Source organism: Gilliamella sp. Lep-s35, assembly GCF_009795845.1.
Taxonomy (GTDB): domain Bacteria; phylum Pseudomonadota; class Gammaproteobacteria; order Enterobacterales; family Orbaceae; genus Gilliamella.
In genome coordinates this window covers 26222-53030 of sequence record NZ_WTEX01000009.1, presented here as the reverse complement: position 1 = coordinate 53030, position 26809 = coordinate 26222, and the positions used below count along the sequence as shown (strand labels likewise).

Below are 26809 nucleotides of genomic sequence, written 5' to 3'. Positions count from 1 at the left end.
TTATTTTCAGCAAAACGAGTGCGCTCCGGCATGATGTTCTGTAATATCTTTTACACCAGCAAGTTCAGGGAATTCTGCCATTAATTGTTTTTCAATGCCTTCTTTCAAAGTGTAATCGACCATTGAGCATCCATTACATCCACCACCAAATTGCAATATAACATAATTATCTTCAGTTAACTCAACTAAACTAACATGCCCACCATGACTAGCTAATTGAGGATTAATCTGCGCTTGAATTACATAATTGACACGTTCAATAAGTGGCGCATCGTCAGCGACTTTTTTCATTTTTGAATTTGGCGCTTTTAATGTTAATTGCGAACCTAATTCATCTGTCACATAATCAATAATGGTTTCTTCTAAAAATGGCGCACTAATTTCATCAATATAAACTGAAAAGTCAGTATATTTTTCTTCTATATCACTATCATCCACTGTATCAGCAGGACAATACGAAACACCACATTCAGCACTAGGCGTACCTGGGTTAATAACAAACACCCGAATTTGTGTCCCATCAGGTTGATTAGCAAGCAATTTTTTAAAGTGTTGTTGAGCTGATTCAGAAATAGTGATAATAGACATAACCCCTCACTTTAATGTTATTAGGTCATAATAAACCTAATATCATTTATAATATAATAATAGTTGACTAACTTTCTTGGTTATTATAGGCGTTGTTTAGGATTTTACAATACTGTACGGCATAAACAAACGACTTGAACGCTCGTTGCACCGCATTTTTTTAATTGTTGGCTAATGACATTAATTGTATTACCTGTTGTGACAATATCATCAATAAGCATTATCGTTTTTTTTGAAAGATCTTGATGACATATAAAAAGCGTTTCGACATTAGCAATTCGTTCTGTAAGAGACAGCCTTTTTTGATCTTGTCCACTTTTATTCCGAGACAACAAATAAGGATAAAAATCACGATTTAACCATCTAGCAATTGGCTTTGCCAATAATTCTGCTTGATTAAAACCACGAGACCAATAACGAATATGATGCAATGGCACACAAGTCACCAAATCAGGTTTAACTAGAGCGTCACTTTCTCGCCGTTGATACCAAGCTAAAAACATCAATCTTGCTAATGCTGTACTTAGTTCAATTTTATTATAGAACTTTAAATGATGAATTAACTTTTTTAACGGATTAACATAATCAGAAACGGCAATAAGTTCATTCCAGTGTGGTCGATTGACACGGCATCGATAACAAATATCTGTCGATAAAGAGTGTGGCAAACAGCATTGATGACAAATTTTATTGAATTTTGGTAAATTATTAACGCATTGACAACAAATGCCATGATGAGACAAAAACAAAGGCATATCACACAAAATACATCGCATAAAATTTAATATCTTTATTTGTAAAAAAGTTTCAGGAAACATCAATACAATAAAGCAATTGGTTTTGCTATTTTATACAATTAAATACTTCTACGATCTGCAACGCAAAAAATTATCTGATTTTTCATAATAGTATTCAAAATAATTAAATATTCGGTATAATCAACCATTCCCTTTTTGGAGCAAGAAATTAATATATGAAAAAAATTAAACTTTTATTTATCACAATATTACTAACTTTATTTTCTAGCATCGCTTTAGCTGACACCAAAGTATTATTACAAACCAGTATGGGTGACATTGAAATTGAGCTAGACAGCGAACATGCGCCGATTACCACCAAAAACTTTCTTGATTATGTAAATAGTGGATTCTATGAAAATTTAACTTTCCATCGCGTTATCCCTGGATTTATGATTCAAGGTGGTGGTGCTGATGAGCAATTAAAATTCAAAGATACTAATCCAGCAATTAAAAACGAAGCCGACAATGGTTTAAAAAATGACCGTGGCACTATTGCCATGGCAAGAACCAGTGAAGTAAACAGCGCAACAAGCCAATTTTTTATCAATGTCGTCAACAATGACTTTCTTAATTACCAATCATCAATGCAATATGGTTATGCGGTATTTGGTAAAGTTATTAAAGGCATGGACGTAGTTGACAAAATTGTGGGCGTAGAAACTAAGCGCGTAGGACCCCACCAAAATGTTCCGGTTGAGCCAATTTACATCAAAAAAGCCATTGTTGTTAAAGAATAATAATATAGCGACTATAAATTAATTATCGCAATTCTTTTTTTAATAAGAAATTTTCTAATAACAAAACACCGCTGGAAATGAAACGATTTGCAGCGGTGTTTATCCTAATAATACTAACCTACATTTACGACTATCATTCCAAACTATTTTAATGCTATTAATAAGTTTGCCAATGTTCTCACGCCAACGCCTGTAGCACCTGTTGCCCATAAAGCTGTCGCACTTTTGCGAAATGTTGCTGAACAATCAATATGTAACCAATTTTTTTGATAATTTTTAATAAAATGTGATAAAAAAGCCGCAGCGGTGCTTGCTCCAGCGGTATTAGGTATGCCGGAATTTGCCATATCAGCGAACGATGATGGAAATTGCGAACGGTGAAATTCTGCTAATGGTAATCGCCAAAAAGCTTCATGTTCAACATCACTACTAGCTAACAATTGGCTAGCAAAGTTATCATCAAACGAAAGTAATGAGTGATAATCATTCCCTACCGCAATTTTAGCCGCACCAGTCAGTGTTGCGCAGTCAATAATATAATGAGGTTTATCATTATCAGCACAAATTAAACCATCAGCCAAGACAAGGCGCCCTTCGGCATCGGTATTATCAACCTCGACTGTTTTACCATTACGATAACGAATAATATCACCTAACTTAAATGCATTGCCACTAACCAAATTATCAGCACAACATAAATACAGCTTAATTCGATGATTCACGCCACGTGCAATGGCTAATGCTAACGCGCTGGTCACTAACGCAGCCCCACCCATATCTGAGCGCATTGACTCCATAAAATTACTTGGTTTTAAGCTATATCCTCCAGAATCAAAGGTAATACCTTTACCAACTAAACAGGCCGTAATTGGTGAATTAGGGTTTTGGGTTGGGTTATAATCAAGTTCAAGCAAGGCAGCAGGTCTATCCGACCCTTTACCCACCGAATAAATTCCCATATAATCATACTCTTTTAACGCTTCGCCGGAAACAATGTTGTAAAAGACATCAGACGAATAGGCACTAATTAATTCCGCACTTTTCGTTGCTAGAGTCAATGGGCTTAATGTCTCGGCTTGCTCGTTAACAATATCACGGCACCAATCAATGATCGCTAAACGGTGTTTTAACTCTTGTTTGTCTTTGGTATTTAGTTTAGGCCAACTGACTTTCGTACTTTTTTTAGCATTACGGTAACCCAACCAAAAATGCCAACAAGCTTCAAGATCCCAATTTTCACCGCTTAGTTTAACCGAATTTATTCCTTGGTTATCTAACTTGCGACCTGCACGTTGAATCGCCCCTAAGCGATGTTCTGGTTTATAGTGAATAGTAATCGCCTCGTTAGAAAAACTCAGCAATGCATCTTTTCCCCACTGTTTTGGTGCAGGTTTATCAGTTAGTAAAACAGATAACGTCGACATAGTAAAAACCTCAAAAAATTGATAAACGACATAACAATGAATTAATTCTAATCAGAAACATGTTAATATAGCAAGCTAAGTTAAGCAGAAATAAGGAAGAATAATGGCAGCGATAGTACCAATAAAAAATGGAATTAATTTTCGTGATTTGGGAGGAATCAAAACAACTGATGGACGTCAAATTCGATCGGGACTGCTATACCGCTCAGGCGCATTCTCGCTTATTACACAACAAGAGCAATCTTTTTTGGCTAATCAGCTAAATCTGCACTACGTTTTAGACTATCGCGATCCTGATGAAATTGAACGAAATCCAGATAAATTATGGCAAAATGTTCATTATATTAATGTACCAGCTAATCCGTTGAGCAATACGATCACCGCAAGTTTAACAAGTGATCTAGGCAATGCTCACCAAACACTTAAAAAAAATGCTCCATTTGATTTTATGATTAAGCTTTACCAGCTACTACCATTTAATAACGCAGCATATCAAAAACTTTCCTCAATCCTACTAAACTCACAAGGTAGACCATTGGTACAACATTGTGCTGTTGGTAAAGATCGTACAGGTGTTGGCGTTGCATTAACATTGTTTGCTCTGGGGGTTAGTGAAGAAACTGTCATGCACGATTATTTACTAACAGAACAGCTATTGTCAGATTATCGTGAAAATCTATTAAGCCAATACCAACATGAAATGACGCCTGATGAGTTTGAAAAACGCAAATTAATTTTTGCCGCCAAAAAAGAGTATCTAACTGCGGCACTGAATGCAATTAAAACGCGTCACGGCACAATTGACAATTGGTTATCACAGGAATATCAATTAAACGAAACTAATAGGAAAAGAATTCAAGATATCTATCTGGTTTAATAAATAACAAACCATTATCGTGTCATAATAGATAATGGAAAAACATTATATTAAGGCAACAAAATTAATTTAGAGATCGGTTGGTTGCTGTTCACCGACAGATGAACATCGTCCACTTGACGATATTGATAATAAAATTCTTGTGCAAAAGGTGCCATAATCATCTGCTGTTTTAAGTCGACGTTAACCGATTTTATTTGCCAAACACCTTTAGCATAAAGCTTTAATGCAGACTCTTTTAATGTCCATAGTTGCCAAAAGGCTCTTAATGTATCATCTTGTTTAGTCATCCATTGATATTCGTCATCAGCAAAAAAATTTTTAGCTACTTTCAAATAATTTTTTCGTGGACGTGCTACTTCGATATCTAAACCAACCTTACCAACTAAAGAAATCGCAACTGCTACCCAATCTTGGCTATGACTAATATTAAAATCTGGTAAGTGTGGCTCTAAAAAAGAGGGACGACCATTATCTCCAACCTTAATAACAGGTAACATCGAAATATCACAGTATTGTTTAAGCAAATGAGCCAAAATTGAACGGCAAACTAAAAACTGTTTTTTACGCTGTCCACTTAAATTATTCGCTTCATCAAGAAGCGTTTGAGGCAACAGTGAAAAATTAATGTCAGCGTCATTAAGGTAAGCAAGTTGAACAATTAGCATAGTTAGCAAGAAAATATTAATAAAATTTATTTTTTACTATTTTAACAGCATGCTATGCTAACTGTTATCAAAATTAATAAAAATATCAACCTTAATAAATAGTCGCAAAGGTGTATCATTATGTCATTACCAACAAAATTAGTTCATGCTGGACGTAAAAAGCGTTATACACAAGGCGCTGTTAATTCGGTAATACAACGAGCCTCATCACTGGTTTTTGATTCAATTGAAACAAAAAAAGAAGCAACCAAAAACCGTGCCAATGGTGCATTATTCTATGGACGCCGTGGTACATTAACTCATTTTTCGCTACAAGATGCGATGGTTGAAATTGAAGGTGGAGCAGGTTGTTACCTTTACCCATGTGGTGCAGCAGCAATTGCTAATTCCATTTTAGCTTTTGTAAAAACGGGCGATCACATTTTAGTATCCGAAGCGGCTTACGAACCTACTCAAGAATTTTGCCAACACATCTTAAAAGATCTAGGCGTTGAAACGGATTACTTTTCGCCGTTAATAGGCAGTAATATCACCAATTATATAAAACCCAATACCAAAGTCGTATTTCTTGAGTCACCTAGTTCCATAACAATGGAAGTGCAAGACATCCCCACTATTGTCAAAGCCATTCGAAGCAGCAACCCTGAAATTGTTATCATGATGGATAACACTTGGGGAGCTAGCATATTATTTAAAGCCCTAGCGCATGATATTGATATCTCAATACAAGCAGGTACTAAATACCTAATCGGTCATTCTGATGCTATGCTAGGCACTGCAGTTGCTAATCAGCGTTGTTGGGACAGACTACGCGAACGCTCCTACTTAATGGGACAAATGTGCGACGCAGACACAGCTTACATGGCAACCCGAGGCTTACGAACACTAGCAATAAGACTTAAACAACATCATGAAAGCGGCATAAAAGTAGCAAAATGGTTAGCTCATCATCCTAAAGTTGCTACCGTCAATCACCCAGCATTAGAAAGTTGTAAGGGGCATGAATTTTTTAAACGTGATTTTTCAGGTGCAAGTGGATTATTTTCTTTTGTACTCAAAGATCGATTAACTGACGAGCAATTATCTGATTTTATTGACAACTTAACTTATTTCTCAATGGCTTATTCATGGGGTGGTTTTGAATCATTAATTTTAGCCAATCAACCCGAAGAACTAGCAAAAATTAGACCTGTATCTGGTATTGATTTTAAAGGAACTTTAATTCGTCTTCATATAGGTCTTGAAGATCCCGATGATTTAATTGCCGATCTTGCTGCTGGTTTAGACAGAATCAAGCTATAAAAAATGAATCTATATAAAACCAATGCATTACGAATGTTTAGTTTAGCATAATGTAAGTAGAAGATGAATAATCAAAACCAAATCACGTGTGATGAAATAATAAAACAAACAGTTTTTCATAATATAAAACACCACAAAGCGCTACTGGTTGCATATAGTGGTGGTGTTGACTCAACGGTATTAATGCATGTGCTTGTTAAGCTTAAACAACAATTGTTACCAAATTTAGAACTAAGAGCGATCTATATTCATCATGGTTTGAGTAGCAATGCTGACAACTGGGCAATGCATTGCAAGCAACAATGTCAAACATGGCAAGTTCCAATAATTATTGAAAAAGTCAGACTTGATCTCATAGCGGGTAATATTGAAGAGCAAGCTAGAAATGCACGTTACCAAGCTATATATCACCATCTAAAAGATGATGAAACGTTATGTACAGCTCAACATCTTGATGATCAATGTGAAACTTTCTTCTTGGCATTGAAACGTGGTAGTGGACCTGCAGGATTGTCCGCAATGCCAAGGGAAAATCAACAACATCTTCGACCTTTATTAACAATATCACGATCACAAATTGAAACCTATGCGAATAAACATCAGCTCATTTGGATAGAAGATGAAAGCAACCAAGATGACCGCTACGATCGTAACTTTTTAAGACTCAATGTCTTGCCAACAATTAATCAACGCTGGCCTCATTTTTCGCAAATGGTGGCACGCAGTGCGGAATTATGTCAACAACAAGAAGCATTAATTAACGAATTATTATTATCTGAATTTCAACAAATTGTTACCCAACAAGGGCAATTGAACCTTTCCCCTTTAATAAATTATTCAGAATATAAACGCAATGCTATTTTGCGCATGTGGTTACGAACTCAACAAATAGTCATGCCAACTCAAAAACAATTGGCTTTAATTTGGCCAACCGTTGCCTTAGCCAAAGAGGATGCCAATCCACAATTTATTCTTAACAACAAACAAATACGCCGTTATCAGAATCAACTCTACCTATTACCGCTATATCAAAATATTGAACAACAAAAACTCGATTGGGACTTAACTTCTGAATTAATCTTGCCTGATAATGTCGGTAAATTACAGCTCAATAACCAACATCATTTAACATGTCGTTTGCCGAAAAAAGACGAACAAGTGACAGTACAATTCCATGCTCAAGGAAAATTTCAAATTGTTAATCGTCACGGTTCACGATCAATAAAAAAACTATGGCAAGAGCATAATATTCCACCATGGATGCGAACACGAATCCCATTGATTTACTACAACGAACAACTGATCTGCGCAGTTGGCGTATTTGTGACAGAACAAGGAAAAGGAACACAAATCGGTTTTACTCTTGTGGAATAATAATACATCGATTTAATATGTTAAAAAACTTTTATACTCTTTATTTGAGCTGACATTCTAGTTATTTTATAACGTAAAAAGATTTGAGCTACTATAGCTGTAAACGACGCAAGTTATTCCTACACATAATTAAATATCTTGATCCATATTTAACGCTGGTTTTTCGCAATCAGGACACCCCACTACTTTAGCAGGTACACCTGCAACGGTGGTATGCTGTGGCACAGGATCTAACACAACAGAACCCGCTCCAATTTTGGCACCTTTGCCGATTTCGATATTACCTAAAATCGTTGAGTGAGCGCCAATCATTACCCCTTCTCGAATTTTGGGATGACGATCACCGTTTTCTTTACCTGTACCGCCTAATGTAACAGATTGCAAAATAGAAACATCATTCTCAATTACGACCGTTTCACCAATCACAATACCGGTTGCGTGATCAAACATCACACCACAACCAATTTTTGCCGCAGGATGAATATCCACCCCAAACACTATCGCAATTTGGCTTTGTAGAAAAATGGCAAGTGATTTACGGTTTTGCTTCCAAAGCCAATGAGCAATTCGATAAGCTTGCAAGGACAAAAATCCTTTGTAATAAAGAAGTGGTGTTGAGTAGTAATTTGTTGCAGGATCGCGAATATAAACGGCACTAATATCACTTACCGCAAATTGGATGAGGCTTTCATCAGCTTGATAAGCCTGCCTAGCAATTTCACGAATTTCAATAGCGGGCATAACCTGAGAAACAAGTTTATTAGCTAAAATATAGCTTAAAGCACTGCCCAAATCTTCATGATTAAGTAAAGTTGCATGGAAATAACTTGCTAGCATTGGCTCGCTTTCCACTAATTCAAAGGCCTCTTGCCGAATGGTTTGCCATAACATCTCGGGTTTAACAACTACTTTTACATCATTCACTACAAGTCCCTATACTCAATAACTAAAATTGCTAATATTGTTTCGCAAACTTTCCTTGGAAGCAAGGATTGTATTGATTTAATGTTGATAAAAAAGAAAAATGGAAACAATATGTTCCCATTTTTGTAATTATTAGCGCTAATTTAAAACTATTGTTGATTTGCCTTTTTCTCGTCACTTAAAGTAAATATTGCTATTATCGAAGTAAGTAAAACAACTCCCGCAAGCACATAAAATGTTGTTGCATATCCTGTCTTATCAAATAATTTACCCACCAACCATGACAACACAATAACACCAAGATTTGATGAAATATTAAAACCAACTAAGTAAAGTGTAGCAGATAACCTTGCATCAAAATTACCTACAATATATTTAAACATTGCCAAAATAAATAAGGGAATTTCAATCGCATGAAATAGTTTTACTAACGAAATGAAATAAACGTTATCTAATGTTGCAGATAATGCAATTCGGCAAATCATGACTAATGCAGCAACTAATAACGATTTTTTAGCTCCCATTTTGTTAATAAAATAAGGCGCAATAACCATACACGCTGCTTCTAAAAAGACTTGGAAGGAATTTAAATAGCCATAAACTTCATAACCATCTTCTGGTTTGTCAAAAAAGCTAGTATAAAAATTAGGAAATAACTGCTGATCATAGATAGTATAAAAACTATAAGTACCAATAACAAACAATACAAATAACCAAAATTTTTGCAATCCTAAAAGCGAGAAAATTTCAGCCATTGTTGGTATAGTCGTTGTTTTTTCTGATAAAGTGGTATTGTTATTTTTAATCGGTGATGTTTGATAGTGTTTTGGCTTAAATACAATATTAATAGTAAAAAAGATAACTGCAATAACCGATGCCATCCAAAAGTTAATATGAGGATCAATACCAAATAACTTACCCGCAACAAATGTTGCAGCAGCATAACCAAATGATCCCCAAAAACGAGCGGAACCAAATTCAAAGCCAAATAACCGGCTAATGCGTTCAATAAAAGAGTCAATCAAAGCGCTACCTGAAATAAAGCTGGCACTTAAAACTGGTGCACCAATACAAACACCCCAAATAAAATTATTTTGTAATAAAGGTTCATACACATAAATTAAAAATGGGCCAATAAGCATCATAATAATACTTTGAAAAGTAACAACTGCTTTACCTGTTTGTAATTTGTCTTGGATAATGCCATAGAAAATCATAAAAAACATGGCAGCAGCAGAATTAGCAGCATAAACAATGCCTAACTGCTCACCCGATAAGCCAATTTTATTGTTTAACCAAATAGCATAAAAAGACCACCACAGTGACCATGCGGCATAAAATGTAAAAAGGTAACCAGATGAGAACCAATAATTTCTGTTTTGTACTATATTCATATTTATTACCCTATAATCGTTTGTGTTTAACGTTAACATGTTAATGTTAACATTATGCGCATATTTATTAAGGAATGAACATAATCAATTTTCATAATTGCTACTTATCTCACATTTTTTATCATTTATCATTGTGTTATCATTTGATCACGTTAAGATTAATCGTTAATCTTCTATACTTGTAAGTAAAAAGGATTTATGTATGGCTTCACTAAAGGATGTTGCAAAACTGGCATCAGTGTCCTTGATGACAGTATCTAGAGCAATAAATGATCCTAGCAAATTAAACAAAGAAACTTATAATCGAGTCAAACAAGCCATTGATCAGCTTAATTATGTTCCTGACTTGTCAGCACGTAAAATTAGAGGTGATAATTCAGGGCCTCGTGCTATTGGGGTGCTTGCCTTAGAAACAGCAATGACGCCTTTTTCGGTTGAACTATTACAAGCAATTGAAAAAACAGCTCAACAATATGGTTGGAATACTTTTATTGTAAATTTGTTTGATGATAAACACGCTGATCACGCAATTAATACACTATTATCGTATCGACCTGATGGTATCATTTATACAACAATGGGATTACGAAAAGTTGATCTCCCTAAAAAATTACTGAAAAAAAATATAGTGTTAGCTAATTGTATTAGTAATTCTGAAAAGTTGCCTTGCTATATACCAAATGACTATTTAGGTCAATATCAAGCTATGCAGCAAGTAATTAGAAAAGGTTATAAAAAACCTTTATGTATCTACCTATCAGATAAAACATTGGCAGGTAATACTCGACGTAAAGCAGTTGAACAAGCATGGCAAGATGCTGGCAAAGACATAAAAGATCTAACAAGTTACCATATATCTCATTTGCCAAGTAATATTAAACAAGAATATATGATGACAGTTGATATATTGAAACAACATTGTAATAAAAAACCGGATTTTGATGTGCTAATTTGTGGTAATGACCGCATTGCTTTTGTTGCTTATCAATTTTTACTTAGCAAAGGATTAAAAATTCCAAATGATATTGCGGTATTAGGTTACGATAATATGGTGGGCACAGGTGAACTATTTTACCCACCACTGACAACAGTTCAGTTACCTCATTATGAGATCGGTAAACAAGCAGCATTACATATTATCACAAATCAACCCCAAAAAGAGATAGTACATGTGGCATCGCCTTATTTAGAAAGGGAATCTTTATAAAAATTATTATTGTCTTTGGCTATAATAAAAAATTAATCTTGTACAATTGCTTAAACTTTATTAGTATAAAAATATAAATTTATTCTGGAGTATACCTGTGTAGTTTATTGCGAGTTCTTTTTATCAATCATAATTATAATTACTCGCGTGATGCACAGACTTCATGTTTGTTCCTATCAAATTTTGCTAGCCTTATAATGCATTCCTTCACGCTGTAATTTTCTTTTACTTTTTCAGATGGTGATTTAATTCAATGCAATCTTTATATAAAGAATGGTTTTCAAATATCAGAAATGATGTTCTGTCCGGTGTCGTTGTAGCGCTAGCTCTTATTCCCGAAGCAATTGCTTTTTCAATTATTGCTGGCGTTGATCCCAAAATGGGGCTATATGCTGCCTTTTGTATAGCGGTTGTTACTGCTTTTACTGGTGGCCGTCCAGGTATGATTTCTGCTGCTACAGGTGCAATGGCGTTAGTTATTGCAGGATTAGTTAAAAATCACGGAGTTGAATATTTACTAGTTGCAACAATCTTATGTGGTATTTTTCAGATTATTGCGGGTTTTCTTCAATTAGGAAACTTAATGCGCTTTGTTTCTCGCTCTGTGGTAACTGGTTTTGTCAATGCCTTAGCTATCTTGATCTTTTTAGCGCAACTTCCAGAATTGACTAATGTAACATGGCACGTTTATGTAATGACTATTGCAGGACTTGGTATTATTTACCTTTTTCCTTATGTTCCTAAAGTAGGAAAAATACTTCCTTCACCGCTACTCTGCATTCTTACTCTTACTGGTATTTATATGTATCTGGGAATGGATATAAGAACGGTCGGCGATATGGGAACACTTCCAACAAGTTTGCCTACATTTTTACTTCCAAATGTTCCTTTTAATCTTGATACTCTATTGATTATTCTTCCTTATTCCATTTCATTAGCCATTGTTGGCTTATTAGAGTCAATGATGACCGCAACCATTGTAGATGATATAACCGACACACCGAGTGATAAAAACCGAGAATGCAAGGGACAAGGTATCGCCAATATAGTCACGGGCTTCTTTGGTGGTATGGCTGGTTGTGCGATGATTGGACAATCAATTATTAATATGAAGTCAGGTGGACGAACGCGTCTATCTTCATTCATAGCAGGAAGTGTTCTTTTATTATTAGTTGTGTTTTTGCAAGACTGGGTAAGCCAAATTCCCATGGCTGCGTTAGTTGCTGTCATGATAATGGTTTCAATTGGTACCTTTAGCTGGGAATCAATTAGAAACCTTAAATCATATCCACTTTCAACCAATATTGTGATGCTTTCGACTGTAGTTGTAGTGGTATTTACCCATAACCTTGCTTACGGTGTATTTGTAGGAGTGTTACTGGCATCATTATTTTATGCTAATAAAGTTGCTCATTACCTACAAATTGAAACTAAGCAACACAATAAGGAACAGCACATCTATATCGTGTATGGACAAGTATTTTTTGCTTCTTCCTCAAAATTTATTAGTTCATTTGATTTTACAAAATCAGCAAAAAAAGTAACAATTGATCTTACCCAAGCACATTTTTGGGACATAACTGCTGTAGCAGCTTTAGATAAAGTTGTAATCAAATTCCGCACAGAAGGCGCACAAGTAGAAGTTTTAGGGCTAAATAAAGCAAGTAGCACAATCGTAGACCATTTTGGGGTTTATAATAAACCAGATGCAAAACAAAAGCTAAATAGCCACTAAATAAATATGCAATGGAAAACAAAGTTCTGCATTTATTATTTAGAAACATGTGACATATACTAATAATAAATGCAATATTTGCCTACATTAATCTTGATAATATAAAAATTGCGTTACAAAATAAACAATTTGTCGTATTTCTGAATACGTTTCAATAAAAATTCGACTTTACAAAAGTAAAACTTCACTGCCTATTGGCAGTGAATAATATTATGAATAAATAGATTTCAATTGCCAACTGTCTAATTTAGTGATTTTAGCTTGTCCATTTTCAGCAAATAAATTAATTTGGCGTTTTGCAGGTAATTGTGGATAAATACGACTAGTCAAGCTATACAAATCATCATTGACAAAAACCTCGACTGATGAGGCATCAATAAAAATGTGCAAGGTTAATTTATCTGTTTCTGGTAACGACACACTGCGGTAACCTTTTAATTCAAGACCTGATAAGCTCCTATCAAGTACAAGACGATTTGATTGTAGATCAACAAACAGTAATGTTGCTTGTTTACCATCTTCGGTTGCGGCAAGTTGCAAACCAAACCGCTCGGCATCACTTTGAGTTAAATCAAGTTCAACCTTAAGTTCACAGCTAATAGATTGAATATCTGTATTTTTAAGTTGATTTTTTAGGATGATATTATTTAGCGATTGTGGGTTTTCTCGTAATGCTTCAAGCTCTTTAATTGGGCGGTTTCGAACTTTATTATCATGATCTAAAATAAGTTCACGTGGAAGCGTAAACGCGCCTGCCCATTTATCTTTTTTGCTCGGCATGGCAGACTCCCACATATCCATCCAAGCAAAAACAATACGGCGTCCATCAGCAGCAAGAAATGATTGCGGCGCATAAAAATCATGCCCAAAATCCATTTCTTGGAAAGGTTTAATAATAGAAAATGGTTTTCTTGGTTGCCAATCACCAACAATATAACCAGACTGAAAACGATTGCGGTATTGATATCCTTTTGCTTTCATGCCTTGTGGTGAAAACATCAAAACCCATTTATCACCAAGTGGAAAAAAGTCTGGGCATTCAAGCATATAAACGTTCGGATCGATATTGCTGACAACGACCTGATCAAATTCCCAATTTTTTAAATTATCAGAACGATAAAGCAAGACCTCACCCACATCATCAGGAGTTCGTTGACCAACAACCATCCACCATTTACCTTCTTGTTGCCAAACTTTAGGATCACGAAAATGCATAATCCCTTCTTTAGGAACAAGCACTGTACCTTGTTTTTCAAAATGAATGCCATCTTTACTCGTTGCAAAGCATTGAGTTTGGCGGATCTGCTCATCATCACCTTGGCCGCTTAACCAGACATGTCCAGTATAAAACAAATACAGCTCGCCATGGTTATCAACAGCGGAACCCGAAAAGCAACCACTTTTATCAAAATCTTGATCAGGTGCAATAGCTATTGGTAATCTACGCCATGTCACCAAGTCATCGCTAACAGCATGCCCCCAATGCATTGGTCCCCAATTTTCATTATAAGGATGATGTTGATAAAAAGCATGATATTGCCCTTTAAAATAGATCAAACCATTAGGATCATTCATCCAACCTGATTGCGGTGCTAAATGAAAATGCGGATAGTATTGCTTATTCATCTCTTTTTCTAAATTTTCAACAGCTTGATTAGCTTTATCAATAGTACTAGACATAAAATCCCCTTTATTCACCCAATATTAAATTGATATAGTTACATAGTACTCTAATTTACCTGTTAACGTTAACTCATGTTAAAATAACAAGTGAAATATGTGATAAATGTCACATATTTTTAATGCTAACCATGATTTTTTTGATAAATGATTTAGTCTATTATCAACCTTTGATAACGATATATCAAATAATAAAAACTTAACTCATTTATGCAAAAATAACGATATATTTAGCAAATTAAAACATAACTAACTACAAATTGAGTCATAAAATGAATAATACTAAAGTTTGGTGTCTTGGCGATGCGGTCGTTGATTTATTACCGCTTGTTGATATGAATTATAAAGCATGCGCTGGCGGCGCACCTGCCAATGTCGCAATTGGCATTGCAAAATTAGGGCTTCGATCAGGATTTATTGGGCGAGTAGGCAACGACCCTTTTGGTCATTTTATGGAAAAGACGTTTTGCGAGCATCACGTTGATTGCCAAAGTCTTGAAAAAGATGATCACCACAAAACTAGCACTGTAGTGGTTGATCTAGGTAAAAATGGTGAACGAAGCTTTACTTTTTTAGTTTCACCATCGGCCGATCAATTTTTATCACAACAAGCTATTCCTAAATTTAACCAAGATATTTTACATTTTTGTTCTTTAGCGCTAGTTGGCCACACTTGCCGACAAACCGTCAAAACGGCAATTAACCAACTTAGCACTCAAAAAGGTTTAATTAGTTTTGATATCAATTTGCGTGAACAAATGTGGGTCGATAAAACCGAAATGCGCATAACAATCAACCAATTTTGCCATGATGCTGATATTCTAAAATTATCTGATGATGAGCTATTTTGGTTAACAGAAAGTGACAATTGGACAATTGCCCTAAACAAACTACAACAGCATTATCATGCACCATTAAAATTAATCACCAAAGGTAAAGATGGCAGTGTTGTATTATGGCAAGATAAAATGTTCTCGTTTAACGCTTATCATGTTAATAGTGTTGACACAACAGGCGCAGGCGATGCTTTTGTTGCAGGATTGCTTAGTAGCATTGCAACATCAGGAATGCCAAACGATAAATTAATGCTAGAAAGTATGATGACTGTCGCCAGTGCTTGTGGGGCATTAGCCACGACCCAAAAAGGCGCGTTAACCGCGCTTCCTGATAGTGCATTTTTACAATCATTTATTGCTGATAACCCTGCACTATCGGCTAAATTAATGGATTAACACTTAATGCTTATAAAGCTAATGTATGGTGAAATCATCACCATACATTTAACCATAACCGCTAATAAACTAATGCTTGCGATCTTGCCCAATCATCAATAACAAAAACATCGTCAATCGTTTTTGGTTCAGGTAGATTAAGCTTGTCTAATACACTTGATACTTGCTTGGCAATATCCATAAAACCAATTTTATTTTGCAAAAAGGCCTCAACCGCAACTTCATTAGCAGCATTAAGCGCCGTGGTAGCCGCTTGCCCTTGATTAAAGGCATCGATTGCCAATTTTAAACATGGATAACGACCAAAGTCAGGTTGTTTAAAGGTTAACGATGAAATTTGCGTAAAATCTAAAGGAGGTACGCTTGATGGCACACGATCGGGGTAAGACATGGCATAAGCAATTGGCGTGCACATATCAGGCACACCAAGTTCAGCCACCACACTACCATCTTGATAACGCACCATGGAATGGATGATTGATTGCGGATGAATAATAATTTCCATTTCATCGGCACTGGCATTAAATAACCAACGAGCTTCAATATATTCAAGGCCTTTATTCATCATCGTTGCCGAATCGACAGATATTTTTTTGCCCATCGACCAATTAGGGTGAGCCACCGCTTGCTCGGGGGTGACATGCGCCAGTTTAGCTAAATCCCAATCGCGAAATGGTCCGCCAGATCCTGTTAACACGATTTTAGTAATACCATGCTCAGCAAGATTAGCAAAACCTAAATCATGCTGTACCACTGTTGGCAAACTTTGAAAAATAGCGTTATGTTCACTATCCACTGGTAACAACTCAGCACCATACTCTTTAATCGCTTGCATAAATAAATGCCCACAGGTTACTAGCGATTCTTTATTGGCCAACAAAATACGCTTACCTTTTTTAATCGCAGCAAGCGTTGGTCTTAGCCCTGCCGCCCCCACAATAGCCGCCATCACTTGATCGACCTCGGGCAACTGCGCTAAGTCGCAAATGGCTTGTTCACCACTTAACACTTCAATATCCAATTTTAAATTAGCAAGATTTGCTTTTAACTCTGTCGCGGCTTGCGCTGTTGCCATGGCAACGTATTTAGGTTTAAAAGTCAAACATTGCTCAGTCATTTTGGCAACATTATTACCTCCTACTAAAGCATAAGCTTTAAATAGATGTGGATTTTGAGCAATAACCGCTAGCGTACTGCAACCAATTGAGCCAGTCGAACCTAAAATTGTGATGTTTTTCATATTAATAAATTAACGTTATCTTATGGTTATTAAAAAAAGTAATAAACTCATTACTCGGCGCTTTATCTGTAATAATTTGATTAAACAGAGTTAACTCACCAATAAAAGCCGGTTTAACTTGATTAAATTTAGTATGATCAGCAATTAAAATAGTTTGACCTGAACGCTGTATTGCTGCACGCTTCATATTAAGCTCATCAAAATGATAACAAGTTACGCCTTGCTTAATATCAATCCCTGCGGCCGAAATAAATGCTTTATTTGGGCAAATCGAATTTAATTCACTATGCTGACCAATGGCGCTAAAAATCGCATTATTCGCCTGATAATGACCACCACATAAAATTGTCTTACAATTGGGTTTATTTTGTAATGCTAAAAATGCGTTTAATGAATAACAGATCGCAGTAAATGCCACATCATCATCAATGGCATCAATAATAAAAGGAATGGTGGTGCCACAATCAAAAAAAACGGTATCGTTTTCTACAATGCATTTACTGGCTATATTGGCAATATATTGCTTTTCATAAACCTGTTTATCTTGTTGGTCTGACAAAAAATACGGGGTAATTTGATGACGAGCATCACTAACAACATAGCCACCCAAAACACTTAGGGAACAGCCAACATGGCTCAAATCTCGGCGAATGGTCATTTCTGAAACGGCCAACAACTTAGCAGCATCTTTTAAATGAATCTTATCTGTTTTTTTTAAAAGTTGAATAAGATCATTCACTCTTTTTTGTGATTGTGTTTCCATGCTGATCCCATAAATCAATAATAACAAGCTACATAAGTAGCTTATGAATTGATATCATTGATTAATAATCACTGGTCGAAGTTGCATCGCCTGAAACAATCGCAATACCAGCACTAGCCCCTAAACGCGAAGCCCCCGCTTGAACCATTTTTTCAGCCGTTTGACGATCACGAATACCGCCCGATGCCTTAACGCCCATCGCATTACCAACGGTATCACGCATCAACTTAACATCCTCAACCGTTGCGCCAGATACACTAAACCCTGTTGAGGTTTTAACAAAAGCAACGCCGATTTGCTTACAGATTTCACAGACTTTAACAAGTTCGTCTTTAGTTAATAAACAAGTTTCTAAAATCACTTTTAATGGCACAGCGCCACAAGCATTAAATACCGCTTCAATATCTTGTTTAACCGCATCCCAATCGTTACTTTTTAACCAACCCACATTAATAACCATATCGATTTCTTGCGCGCCTGCTTTAACCGCCATTTCGGTTTCAAAGGCTTTAGCACTAGTTAGCATTGCACCTAACGGAAAGCCAACTACTGAACACACTTTTACATCGCTACCTTTCAGTAAACTAGCCACTAAAGGAACATAGCCTGAATTTACACAAACTGAATAAAAATGGTATTGTTTAGCTTCTTCACAAAGTTTAGTGATTTGGTCTTTTGTTGCGTTCATTGCCAGTAAAGTATGATCGATATACTTTGCATAATTCATAGTAATGTCCTTAAGTTTTTAGTTTTGATGTCTAATATAATGAATTTATTAGTTGTAAATGTTATTTTAATAACAGATATAGGGTGATAATGTTATTATAGTAACATTATGGGGGATTGTAGAAAATAGTACAAATAAAAATAGTATTAAACGGTTTGATTCATTTCTGACTCTCCTTTTTGTGTTATAAAATAGCTCAAATGTCAGATTAAGTGAAGACTATTATATGCTTTTGGTTTTTTAAATCCCCAAACGGTATACACTCCTGAATATTTTTTACAAAAATAACCAGTAAAATAAACCAATAAACAGCGCACTTTTTAAGCTGTAAAAAAACAGCGAATTGTCCTTTGTTATGATTAAAATAATCCGCCATAAATGCACCCGTGTTTTTTGAAATTGTTTATATAATTTAAATGGTTAAACAGTTAAATATTGATTAATGACACGCTATTTCAATTAAAGTGCCTATCACACTTTTCGGTTTTTAAATGCCCAAACGGTATACACTCCTGAATATTTTTTACAAAAATAACTAGCAAAATAAACCAATAAACAGCCCCACTTGATGTGGGGCTGCTGTTATTCCGCTACTTGTTGAGAAAGGCTTTAAGGTGGCGACTTTACAACATGCACAGCTCGATGTTGAATTTGATATTGCAAGAAAAGATAGCTAAAAATTGCGTAAAGTAGGATAGTTACAAACAATCGCCGCGTTTATAAAAATTATTTATTAAAACGTTAATATATCGTATCTTATTTGCTAATTTTTTTACGTTATTTTATCTAAATCAGCATGAAGTCTTTATTCAAAAAAATCTTGAATACAACTAAAAAAGTGATAATGGGGTTTATGCTATTGTCCGTTTTGCTTGTTGTGTTAATGCGTTGGGTTAATCCTTTGGGTTCAATGCTGATGATAGAAAGAAAAATCGCTCATTGGAACATGACTCAACAACGCACATGGAAAGATTGGGATCAGATTTCTGATAACATTAAAATAGCCGTTATTGCTGCCGAAGATCAAAACTTTTCGAATCATTGGGGATTTGATTTTAAGGCGATGAATCGGGCTTTAAAACACAACCAAAATAATAAAAAAATTCGTGGTGCCAGTACAATTACTCAGCAAGTCGCCAAAAATATTTTTTTGTGGCCATCGCGTAGCTGGGTTCGGAAAGGATTTGAGTCTTGGTTTACGCTTTGGATCGAGCTTACTTGGTCTAAACAGCGCATTCTGGAAATTTACTTAAATAGCGTTGAATGGGATGAGGGCGTTTTTGGTATTGAGGCGGCTTCTCGTCACTATTTTAAGGTTAGTGCTAACCAATTAACGCCAACTCAAGCAAGTTTGCTAGCGGCGATTTTGCCTAATCCAAGAAAATGGAGCCCTGTTAATCCCAATAGTCATATTCAAAAAAAAGCAGAATGGATTCGTACCCAAATGAATAATTTGGGCGGTAAGTATTATTTAGATAAACTTAACTAATAGTTAGATGACTGTTTTTATAAATTCAGGTACCACTTTACTTGCGGGTCCGTAAATTTTGATTTGAAACAGACTTTCACCTAAGCTTGGCTCTAAGTTCAGTTCAATCGTTTTTGCATTTGTTTGGTTAGCAATTTGTACAAACCCAGCAGCAGGATAGACATTGCCTGATGTGCCAATGGATATAAAATAATCCGCTTGTGAAAGGGCATCATAAATTTGTTCCATTTGTAGGGGGATTTCACCAAACCAGACTATATGTGGGCGAATGAGTTTGTTTTGTTGATAATTCACATCGTCAAAACAATCAATTATCTGTCCTGTTTTTTCATTACGGACTTTTAATAATTCACCATGCATGTGAATAATATTTTTAGATCCAGCTTGTTCGTGCAAGTTATCCACATTTTGTGTCACAATTAAGACATTATCAGTGCCTAATTTTTGTTCTAACTCAGCTAAAGCAAAATGAGCCGCATTAGGCTTTACGCTTGGATGTTGTAATTTGCGACGCAACATATTATAAAAATCATGTACCGCTGTTGGGTTGCGTATATAACCTTCGTAAGTTGCTACGTCATTAACATCATAACCTTCCCATAATCCATTTTGGGCTCGAAAGGTTGATAAGCCCGATTCGGCCGAAATACCCGCGCCGGTTAGAATAACTATTTTAGGCATTGTCATAATTCATTGCACCTTTATCATTTAACTAAGGTTATTGAAAGTAAAATATTAACCAGTTATTGGCTGTATTCGGTAGTAAAAATATGCAAAGCAGGTTTGCTAAGCTTTTGGTATTGACTGTAGGCGCTTGCCACTTTTAACCAATTGTTAAAATAATCCGTTAAAAACTTATAAGGTATTTTTTCAAAAACTCTTTATGCGGTTTAACCGTATTATAAAACTGAATAAATTGCTTAAACTTTTTTTCTCTCTTTTCAATCGCTAAATAGTGATTGATTATGCCACATCTCAATAAAAAATGTGTATTACTCTTTTTCGGTTTTATTAAGCTCTAAATCGTCTAGATTCCTAAATTTTTTAACCGCAAGAGTAAACAGTTGTGTCAATACCTCATGGTGAGTACTAGCTTACGTAGAAAATTACGCTACCTATTTCTTTCAAATGACTGTAAACAACACAAAAGGGATTCCTAAACTCATTACAACCTTATTTGCCTATTAACTCGCTAGCGATAGACTAAAAAGACCAAACAAATCGCCAATAGGAAATATAAAAAGATGGTAATCTTATACAATTTATGGTATAAAACGCGCGCTACATTTCGTATTATTTTTTTACAAAAAAATAATCGTGAATAACAGCATTACTTTTAATGATTAATTAACGTTATAACACACACATATTATTACACTTTTCCGGGGTGCCTTTTGCTTAAGGTAATTAGGTCGGATAAAGCGGATATGTGGAGGCATAACCCCAACGCAAAATGAGGAAATTATGACTACAGTATCAATGCGCGATATGTTACAAGCGGGTGTACACTTTGGACACCAAACTCGTTATTGGAACCCAAAAATGAAACCATTTATTTTTGGTTCACGTAACAAAGTTCATATTATCAATCTTGAAAAAACAGTTCCTATGTTTAATGAAGCATTAGCTGAATTAAACAAGATTGCCGCTCGTAAAGGTAAAATTTTATTTGTTGGTACAAAGCGTGCAGCTAGCGAAGTGATCAAACAAGCCGCTGAAAGTTGTGGGCAATACTACGTTAATCACCGTTGGTTAGGTGGTATGTTGACTAACTGGAAAACAGTACGTCAATCAATCAAACGTCTAAAAGATTTAGAAACACAAGCTAGTGATGGTACATTTGATAAATTAACCAAAAAAGAAGCACTAATGCGTGCTCGTGAAATGGCTAAATTAGAAAATAGCTTGGGTGGAATTAAGAATATGGGTGGCTTACCCGATGTGATTTTTGTTATTGGTGCAGACCATGAGCATATCGCTATAAAAGAAGCTAACAATTTAGGTATTCCAGTCGTTGCTATTGTTGATACTAACTCAGATCCAGATGGTATTGATTACATCGTTCCTGGTAATGATGACGCAATTCGCGCAATTCAATTATATGCAAATGCAGTTGCTGATGCAGTTCGTGCGGGTCGTGAGCAAAACCAATCTCCAGTATCTGAAGAAAGTTTTGTTGAAGAAGCTCCAGCAGCTGAATAATAAACTCAAATATTTTCAGGGTCGATCTGTAAAATAACCAAATCGACCCAATCTAATGAAAATCATCACAATGGTTAAATAGAGGATTAAAAAATGGCTGAAGTTACCGCTTCTATGGTAAAAGAACTGCGTGAAAGAACTGGCGCAGGTATGATGGAATGTAAAAAAGCATTAGTTGAAGCTAATGGCGATATTGAACTTGCAATTGACAACATGCGTAAATCAGGTCAAGCAAAAGCAGCTAAAAAAGCAGGTCGTGTTGCTGCTGAAGGTGTGATTATTTCTAAAATCTCTGCGGATAAAAAATTCGGTGTTATTTTAGAAGTTAACTGTGAAACAGACTTCGTTGCAAAAGATGCTGGTTTCTTAGCATTTAGTGACAAAGTTGCAGAGGCAGCATTAGTAGACCGTATTACTGATGTTGCAGCACTACAAGCAAAATTTGAAGAAGAGCGCACAGCATTAGTTGCTAAAATAGGTGAAAACATTGGTATTCGTCGTGTTACTGAAATTGCTGGTGACGTAGTTGGTAGTTACCAACACGGTGCTCGTATTGGTGTATTAGTTGCAGCAAATGGTGCTGACGATGAGCTAGTTAAACACATCGCAATGCACATTGCTGCAAGCAAACCAGAATATGTTGATCCAAGTGATGTTCCTGCTGATGTGGTTGAACACGAACGTAACATCCAAATCGATATTGCAATGCAATCTGGTAAACCACGCGAAATCGCTGAAAAAATGGTTGAAGGTCGTATGCGTAAATTCACTGGCGAAGTTTCTTTAACAGGTCAACCATTTGTAATGGAACCATCAAAAACAGTTGGTGACTTATTAAAAGAAAAGAGCGCAGCAGTTGCTTCATTCATCCGTTTTGAAGTGGGTGAAGGTATTGAAAAAGTTGAAGTTGACTTTGCAGCAGAAGTTGCAGCGATATCAAAACAATCTTAATTGTTTAAAAAAACCGCCGTTAAGGCGGTTTTGTTTATCTGCAAAATATTTTAAAATAATTATTTGCTAGTATTTACTGGCTAAATAATCAAATAACGAAATAGCGAGATTTTATATGGCAACCCCTTTTTATAAACGTATTCTTCTAAAACTCAGTGGCGAAGCACTACAAGGCGACGAAGGCTTTGGTATTGATGCAACGGTTCTTGATCGCATGGCGCAAGAAATCAAAGAATTAATTGAAATGAACGTTCAAGTTGCAGTTGTGATTGGGGGGGGTAACCTATTTCGTGGTGCTGGTCTTGCTAAAGCAGGGATGAACCGTGTTGTTGGTGATCACATGGGAATGCTTGCAACCGTCATGAACGGCCTTGCGATGCGAGATGCGCTGCACCGAATTGAAGTAAACGCTCGCCTAATGTCAGCCATTCCATTAAACGGCGTGTGCGATGATTACCGTTGGACCGAAGCAATTAGCTTACTTCGTCATGGTAAAGTGGTGATCCTTTCTGCAGGTACAGGTAACCCATTTTTTACAACCGATTCGGCAGCGTGTTTGCGTGGCATTGAAATTGAAGCAGATGTTGTTTTAAAGGCTACCAAAGTTGATGGCGTCTATTCTGCTGATCCTGTAAAAGATCCTAATGCGACACTTTACAAAACACTTAATTATGACAAAGTACTAGACGACGAATTAAAAGTTATGGACTTAGCTGCCTTTACGCTAGCGCGTGACCATAATTTACCGATCTGTGTTTTCAATATGAACAAACCAGGCGCATTGCGTCGTGTCATTTTAGGTGAACCAGAAGGAACATTAATTAATAACAAAGCAACCGTAACCTGCTAATTATCTTTATTTAAAATAAGGCTTTTATTATGTTAAACGAGATTCAAAAAGAAGCGCAAACGCGCATGGAAAAAAGTATTGATGCGTTTCAAAATCATATTTCAAAAATAAGAACTGGTCGCGCATCGCCAAGCTTATTAGATGGCATTATGGTCGAATATTATGGCAGCCCAACGCCACTACGCCAACTAGCTAATATTGTTGCTGAAGATGCAAGAACGCTAGCGATTACTGTATTTGACAAATCACTTACGCCACTAATTGAAAAAGCAATCTTAACATCAGATTTAGGGCTTAACCCAGCGTCAGCAGGTACGGTTATTCGTGTACCCCTTCCGCCATTAACCGAAGAACGCCGTCGCGACTTAACTAAAATTGTCCGTAACGAAGCAGAACAAGGCCGAGTATCAATCCGTAATATTCGCCGTGATGCCAACGACCAAATCAAAGCGTTACTAAAAGATAAAGAAATCTCAGAAGATGAAGAACGCAAATCGCAAGAACTCATCCAAAAAGCAACCGATGCAGCGATTAAAAAACTAGATACCGTACTTGCTGATAAAGAAAAGGAACTAATGGAGTTCTAATCCCTAACTGTTTTCCCTTCTAATAAAACAAACGCTCTGTTTATCAAAAACAGAGCGTTTGTTTTATTGACAATAAATATATTGACTATTTTACAGCCATAATTAAAAATTAAGATAATCCTTATCAAGTTCATTTTCGTTATTGCAATAATTTTCTTCTTTTTGTGTACATTGACGAGAAAATTCATCATTTGATTTATCATCAGATTTTTTATACTGACATAGCGAATTAACTAAAGTGAAGTGATTTTTGTTGACATCATATTGGTGTGTTTCTGTCACAATAACAGCGCCATTATCTTTAATAGAACAAAATTTTCGCTTAGAAGCCTGTTTTTTATTTTTATCAAAGGTTATATCACGACCTTCTAAATTTAGATAAATAAACTTCCCTTCTTTCTTAGCGAAAGCGTAATAACGATCAATAATTGGCGCATCCATGATATCATCGGTTGTTTGCAGTAAACTACCATCTCTTTTTCGGTAAACATTAATACCAACCATTTTAGGCGCACAGCCTTTTATGGATAAAAGGACTTTAAAAAAATAATCTTTAGTGGTTCTGTGTTGTAAAAATTCTACATTTTTAGATTTTTTTTCCGATTTATCAGAAATACATCCAAATTTAAATTCACTTTCCAACTTTGTTTTATCTAATGGAATCTTATCTGATTCAACATTATTTTCATTGTTATCTTCAAAAAACGTTTCATCTAATAATTTAGGGGTATTAGTTATATTATTTATATATACAACTCTATTAGTATCATAATCATAATGATATTCTTCTTTATATTTTCCATTAGTTTTAATTTGAATACCGTAAAAATAGTCGGCAACTACAAAATTAGGTAAAAAGAATATTGAAATTAAAAAATATTTCATTTTTTTTGTACATCCTTACTGATCATTTTAGCCATTTTTTAGTGATAATTTGTATTGTTTTTACCAGTCTCTAAACGAATTCCATGGTACCCAGTTGATTATTTCACCATTCTTTTTACTTTGATAGCTGACTTTAAACCACAAAAGTTCCTTATTTTTATCTTCAATTTCTCCCATTTTATTTTCGTCCCTTTCTATATCAAGAATTTTGACAAAATCGTTTCGTTTTAAATAGTTATCAGTTGGATGCTGAAAATTAGGTTGTTCATAAAGTTGGACTTTTGCTAGTTGAATATAAGAATGAATATCTCTTTTTTTTGTTGATTTATCCAACAATGTTGACAGTTTTTTTGTATCATAGAAAGTAAAATGACCACTAGAATCAAGAATATCTAAACCAATCATATATGGGAACTGGCAACTATTTGAGCTCACCATTCTTTGAAACACTTCAACATTTTTGAAATGGTATTGCTTATCTTTATTGGCCATTATTACCGTATATTTATCTAAATCATAATCTTCGATGGATTGGTAACGTTGATAAAAATTAATATCCCCCACTTTGGCAACAAGCACATCAAAATCTCTATACGCTAGACTTTCATCAGTATGGGGAAAATAAGCATAAGAATTTATTGATTCAGGCGAAAAATAGATAAAAAATTTATATAAATCATCAACTCTATTTAATGTTTGTCTATTTATACAATATGAATATTGTGTTTTCATCAAGTTTATTAACCGTCTTCTGACATATACACAATCAACAGTTAAATGACTATCTCGGATAGTTATTGGAATATAAGCTTCAGTATTATGAGTCCTTGTGCCAGAGTAAAAAAAAGTGGGTTTATTCATCCAATTGACAAATTTAATATCAAGTTCCCCAAACAATCCAATTAAATTTTTAAATTGGTAATCCATATCATCCGCTTTAACTTCTAATATAATGGGTTTTAAAAATTCACCATTTTCATCATCACAGCGATAAGTAGTAAAATGATAAGGTTTAGAGTGGATGTTAAAAGGATGATTTTTAATCTCTGCCTTATTTAAGCAAGGTGGTTTTGCATGGCAGATATTACTAATAGCACTAATTGTTAGACATGTTATTAATATAATATTTTTTTAACATTCTTTTTTCCAATCTACGGTTTTTTTATTTAAGCT

25 protein-coding genes are annotated in these 26809 nt (G+C 35.3%); 12 read left to right on the top strand and 13 right to left on the bottom strand.

Going from position 1 to position 26809, the window contains the following annotated elements; all coding sequences use genetic code 11:
* Positions 1-6: 6 nt before the first annotated feature.
* A complete protein-coding gene (gene nfuA / locus GQ590_RS05700; RefSeq protein WP_160405786.1) occupies positions 7-582 on the bottom strand; it encodes a Fe-S biogenesis protein NfuA in 576 nt (191 codons plus the stop codon).
* A gap of 110 nt (positions 583-692) precedes the next feature.
* Complete coding sequence (locus GQ590_RS05695) at positions 693-1364, bottom strand: phosphoribosyltransferase family protein (RefSeq protein WP_160405688.1); 672 nt, start codon at positions 1362-1364, stop codon at positions 693-695.
* Between the two features lie 197 nt (positions 1365-1561).
* Between GQ590_RS05695 and GQ590_RS05690 the strand changes: the two genes are divergently transcribed.
* Positions 1562-2125: a peptidylprolyl isomerase gene (locus GQ590_RS05690; protein ID WP_160405687.1), complete on the top strand. Its 564-nt coding sequence runs from the start codon at positions 1562-1564 to the stop codon at positions 2123-2125.
* Between the two features lie 143 nt (positions 2126-2268).
* On the opposite strand, the gene pepB is transcribed toward GQ590_RS05690, so the two are convergent.
* A complete protein-coding gene (pepB, locus tag GQ590_RS05685; RefSeq protein WP_160405686.1) occupies positions 2269-3549 on the bottom strand; it encodes an aminopeptidase PepB in 1281 nt (426 codons plus the stop codon).
* Positions 3550-3652: 103 nt separating this feature from the next.
* Here pepB and GQ590_RS05680 point away from each other — a divergent pair, with 103 nt between their 5' ends.
* Complete coding sequence (locus tag GQ590_RS05680; protein ID WP_160405685.1) at positions 3653-4426, top strand: tyrosine-protein phosphatase; 774 nt, start codon at positions 3653-3655, stop codon at positions 4424-4426.
* A 50-nt stretch (positions 4427-4476) separates the two neighbouring features.
* Here GQ590_RS05680 and GQ590_RS05675 read toward each other — a convergent pair whose 3' ends face one another.
* Positions 4477-5094 carry a 4'-phosphopantetheinyl transferase superfamily protein gene (locus GQ590_RS05675; RefSeq protein WP_160405684.1) on the bottom strand — a complete coding sequence of 206 codons (618 nt, stop codon included), beginning with the start codon at positions 5092-5094 and terminating at the stop codon, positions 4477-4479.
* A gap of 120 nt (positions 5095-5214) precedes the next feature.
* Between GQ590_RS05675 and metC the strand changes: the two genes are divergently transcribed.
* Together metC and tilS are read left to right on the top strand one after the other, a co-directional pair.
* On the top strand, positions 5215-6396 hold the full coding sequence (gene metC, locus GQ590_RS05670; protein ID WP_160405683.1) for a cystathionine beta-lyase: 1182 nt from the start codon (positions 5215-5217) through the stop codon (positions 6394-6396).
* A 63-nt stretch (positions 6397-6459) separates the two neighbouring features.
* Positions 6460-7770 (top strand): tRNA lysidine(34) synthetase TilS, encoded by a 1311-nt coding sequence (tilS, locus tag GQ590_RS05665; protein ID WP_160405682.1) that lies wholly within the window; start codon positions 6460-6462, stop codon positions 7768-7770.
* A gap of 129 nt (positions 7771-7899) precedes the next feature.
* On the opposite strand, the gene cysE is transcribed toward tilS, so the two are convergent.
* Positions 7900-8661, bottom strand: coding sequence for a serine O-acetyltransferase (cysE, locus tag GQ590_RS05660; protein WP_065635417.1), 762 nt, complete (start codon positions 8659-8661; stop codon positions 7900-7902).
* 182 nt (positions 8662-8843) lie between these two features.
* Positions 8844-10088, bottom strand: coding sequence for an oligosaccharide MFS transporter (locus tag GQ590_RS05655; protein WP_160405681.1), 1245 nt, complete (start codon positions 10086-10088; stop codon positions 8844-8846).
* A 202-nt stretch (positions 10089-10290) separates the two neighbouring features.
* On the opposite strand from GQ590_RS05655, the gene GQ590_RS05650 reads away from it, so the two are divergent.
* Both GQ590_RS05650 and GQ590_RS05645 read left to right on the top strand, forming a co-directional pair.
* Positions 10291-11295 (top strand): LacI family DNA-binding transcriptional regulator, encoded by a 1005-nt coding sequence (locus GQ590_RS05650; RefSeq protein WP_065635384.1) that lies wholly within the window; start codon positions 10291-10293, stop codon positions 11293-11295.
* Between the two features lie 253 nt (positions 11296-11548).
* Positions 11549-13030 carry a SulP family inorganic anion transporter gene (locus tag GQ590_RS05645; protein WP_160405680.1) on the top strand — a complete coding sequence of 494 codons (1482 nt, stop codon included), beginning with the start codon at positions 11549-11551 and terminating at the stop codon, positions 13028-13030.
* A gap of 210 nt (positions 13031-13240) precedes the next feature.
* On the opposite strand, the gene GQ590_RS05640 is transcribed toward GQ590_RS05645, so the two are convergent.
* Positions 13241-14710, bottom strand: coding sequence for a glycoside hydrolase family 32 protein (locus tag GQ590_RS05640; RefSeq protein WP_160405679.1), 1470 nt, complete (start codon positions 14708-14710; stop codon positions 13241-13243).
* A gap of 272 nt (positions 14711-14982) precedes the next feature.
* On the opposite strand from GQ590_RS05640, the gene GQ590_RS05635 reads away from it, so the two are divergent.
* A complete protein-coding gene (locus tag GQ590_RS05635; protein WP_160405678.1) occupies positions 14983-15942 on the top strand; it encodes an aminoimidazole riboside kinase in 960 nt (319 codons plus the stop codon).
* Between the two features lie 61 nt (positions 15943-16003).
* Here GQ590_RS05635 and ispC read toward each other — a convergent pair whose 3' ends face one another.
* The 3 genes from ispC to deoC all read right to left on the bottom strand — a co-directional run bounded on the left by ispC (position 16004) and on the right by deoC (position 18678).
* On the bottom strand, positions 16004-17182 hold the full coding sequence (ispC, locus tag GQ590_RS05630) for a 1-deoxy-D-xylulose-5-phosphate reductoisomerase (protein WP_160405677.1): 1179 nt from the start codon (positions 17180-17182) through the stop codon (positions 16004-16006).
* Between the two features lies 1 nt (position 17183).
* The gene (gene deoR / locus GQ590_RS05625; protein ID WP_160405676.1) at positions 17184-17945 is read right to left on the bottom strand and encodes a DNA-binding transcriptional repressor DeoR; all 762 of its coding nucleotides are present in this window, start codon (positions 17943-17945) and stop codon (positions 17184-17186) included.
* Positions 17946-18006: 61 nt separating this feature from the next.
* A complete protein-coding gene (deoC, locus tag GQ590_RS05620; protein WP_160405785.1) occupies positions 18007-18678 on the bottom strand; it encodes a deoxyribose-phosphate aldolase in 672 nt (223 codons plus the stop codon).
* Positions 18679-19468: 790 nt separating this feature from the next.
* Between deoC and mtgA the strand changes: the two genes are divergently transcribed.
* Positions 19469-20161, top strand: coding sequence for a monofunctional biosynthetic peptidoglycan transglycosylase (gene mtgA, locus GQ590_RS05615; protein WP_160405675.1), 693 nt, complete (start codon positions 19469-19471; stop codon positions 20159-20161).
* A gap of 3 nt (positions 20162-20164) precedes the next feature.
* On the opposite strand, the gene cobB is transcribed toward mtgA, so the two are convergent.
* A complete protein-coding gene (cobB, locus tag GQ590_RS05610) occupies positions 20165-20848 on the bottom strand; it encodes a Sir2 family NAD+-dependent deacetylase (RefSeq protein WP_160405674.1) in 684 nt (227 codons plus the stop codon).
* Between the two features lie 777 nt (positions 20849-21625).
* Between cobB and rpsB the strand changes: the two genes are divergently transcribed.
* From rpsB to frr, 4 genes are all read left to right on the top strand, one after another.
* A complete protein-coding gene (rpsB, locus tag GQ590_RS05605; protein WP_160405673.1) occupies positions 21626-22363 on the top strand; it encodes a 30S ribosomal protein S2 in 738 nt (245 codons plus the stop codon).
* Positions 22364-22456: 93 nt separating this feature from the next.
* On the top strand, positions 22457-23314 hold the full coding sequence (gene tsf, locus GQ590_RS05600) for a translation elongation factor Ts (protein ID WP_160405672.1): 858 nt from the start codon (positions 22457-22459) through the stop codon (positions 23312-23314).
* Positions 23315-23429: 115 nt separating this feature from the next.
* Entirely contained in the window at positions 23430-24164 is a 735-nt protein-coding gene (gene pyrH / locus GQ590_RS05595; RefSeq protein ID WP_160405671.1) for a UMP kinase, read from the top strand.
* Between the two features lie 29 nt (positions 24165-24193).
* Positions 24194-24751, top strand: a complete 558-nt coding sequence (gene frr, locus GQ590_RS05590) for a ribosome recycling factor (RefSeq protein ID WP_160405670.1) — start codon at positions 24194-24196, stop codon at positions 24749-24751.
* Between the two features lie 102 nt (positions 24752-24853).
* On the opposite strand, the gene GQ590_RS05585 is transcribed toward frr, so the two are convergent.
* Both GQ590_RS05585 and GQ590_RS05580 read right to left on the bottom strand, forming a co-directional pair.
* On the bottom strand, positions 24854-25636 hold the full coding sequence (locus GQ590_RS05585; RefSeq protein ID WP_160405669.1) for a hypothetical protein: 783 nt from the start codon (positions 25634-25636) through the stop codon (positions 24854-24856).
* 60 nt (positions 25637-25696) lie between these two features.
* On the bottom strand, positions 25697-26563 hold the full coding sequence (locus tag GQ590_RS05580) for a hypothetical protein (RefSeq protein ID WP_160405668.1): 867 nt from the start codon (positions 26561-26563) through the stop codon (positions 25697-25699).
* Positions 26564-26809 lie beyond the last annotated feature (246 nt).

What these genes read in the sequence shown, in the direction of transcription:
- cobB (WP_160405674.1), bottom strand. Translation starts at nt 20,848, where the DNA reads ATGACAATGCCTAAAATAGTTATTCTAACCGGCGCGGGTATTTCGGCC.
- GQ590_RS05655 (WP_160405681.1), bottom strand. Translation starts at nt 10,088, where the DNA reads ATGAATATAGTACAAAACAGAAATTATTGGTTCTCATCTGGTTACCTT.
- GQ590_RS05645 (WP_160405680.1), top strand. Translation starts at nt 11,549, where the DNA reads ATGCAATCTTTATATAAAGAATGGTTTTCAAATATCAGAAATGATGTT.
- GQ590_RS05675 (WP_160405684.1), bottom strand. Translation starts at nt 5,094, where the DNA reads ATGCTAATTGTTCAACTTGCTTACCTTAATGACGCTGACATTAATTTT.
- GQ590_RS05650 (WP_065635384.1), top strand. Translation starts at nt 10,291, where the DNA reads ATGGCTTCACTAAAGGATGTTGCAAAACTGGCATCAGTGTCCTTGATG.
- GQ590_RS05580 (WP_160405668.1), bottom strand. Translation starts at nt 26,563, where the DNA reads ATGGATTACCAATTTAAAAATTTAATTGGATTGTTTGGGGAACTTGAT.
- cysE (WP_065635417.1), bottom strand. Translation starts at nt 8,661, where the DNA reads ATGTTATGGCAAACCATTCGGCAAGAGGCCTTTGAATTAGTGGAAAGC.
- GQ590_RS05640 (WP_160405679.1), bottom strand. Translation starts at nt 14,710, where the DNA reads ATGTCTAGTACTATTGATAAAGCTAATCAAGCTGTTGAAAATTTAGAA.
- pepB (WP_160405686.1), bottom strand. Translation starts at nt 3,549, where the DNA reads ATGTCGACGTTATCTGTTTTACTAACTGATAAACCTGCACCAAAACAG.
- GQ590_RS05585 (WP_160405669.1), bottom strand. Translation starts at nt 25,636, where the DNA reads ATGAAATATTTTTTAATTTCAATATTCTTTTTACCTAATTTTGTAGTT.
- rpsB (WP_160405673.1), top strand. Translation starts at nt 21,626, where the DNA reads ATGACTACAGTATCAATGCGCGATATGTTACAAGCGGGTGTACACTTT.
- GQ590_RS05680 (WP_160405685.1), top strand. Translation starts at nt 3,653, where the DNA reads ATGGCAGCGATAGTACCAATAAAAAATGGAATTAATTTTCGTGATTTG.
- mtgA (WP_160405675.1), top strand. Translation starts at nt 19,469, where the DNA reads ATGAAGTCTTTATTCAAAAAAATCTTGAATACAACTAAAAAAGTGATA.
- tsf (WP_160405672.1), top strand. Translation starts at nt 22,457, where the DNA reads ATGGCTGAAGTTACCGCTTCTATGGTAAAAGAACTGCGTGAAAGAACT.
- metC (WP_160405683.1), top strand. Translation starts at nt 5,215, where the DNA reads ATGTCATTACCAACAAAATTAGTTCATGCTGGACGTAAAAAGCGTTAT.
- tilS (WP_160405682.1), top strand. Translation starts at nt 6,460, where the DNA reads ATGAATAATCAAAACCAAATCACGTGTGATGAAATAATAAAACAAACA.
- deoR (WP_160405676.1), bottom strand. Translation starts at nt 17,945, where the DNA reads ATGGAAACACAATCACAAAAAAGAGTGAATGATCTTATTCAACTTTTA.
- pyrH (WP_160405671.1), top strand. Translation starts at nt 23,430, where the DNA reads ATGGCAACCCCTTTTTATAAACGTATTCTTCTAAAACTCAGTGGCGAA.
- GQ590_RS05690 (WP_160405687.1), top strand. Translation starts at nt 1,562, where the DNA reads ATGAAAAAAATTAAACTTTTATTTATCACAATATTACTAACTTTATTT.
- frr (WP_160405670.1), top strand. Translation starts at nt 24,194, where the DNA reads ATGTTAAACGAGATTCAAAAAGAAGCGCAAACGCGCATGGAAAAAAGT.
- ispC (WP_160405677.1), bottom strand. Translation starts at nt 17,182, where the DNA reads ATGAAAAACATCACAATTTTAGGTTCGACTGGCTCAATTGGTTGCAGT.
- GQ590_RS05695 (WP_160405688.1), bottom strand. Translation starts at nt 1,364, where the DNA reads ATGCGATGTATTTTGTGTGATATGCCTTTGTTTTTGTCTCATCATGGC.
- GQ590_RS05635 (WP_160405678.1), top strand. Translation starts at nt 14,983, where the DNA reads ATGAATAATACTAAAGTTTGGTGTCTTGGCGATGCGGTCGTTGATTTA.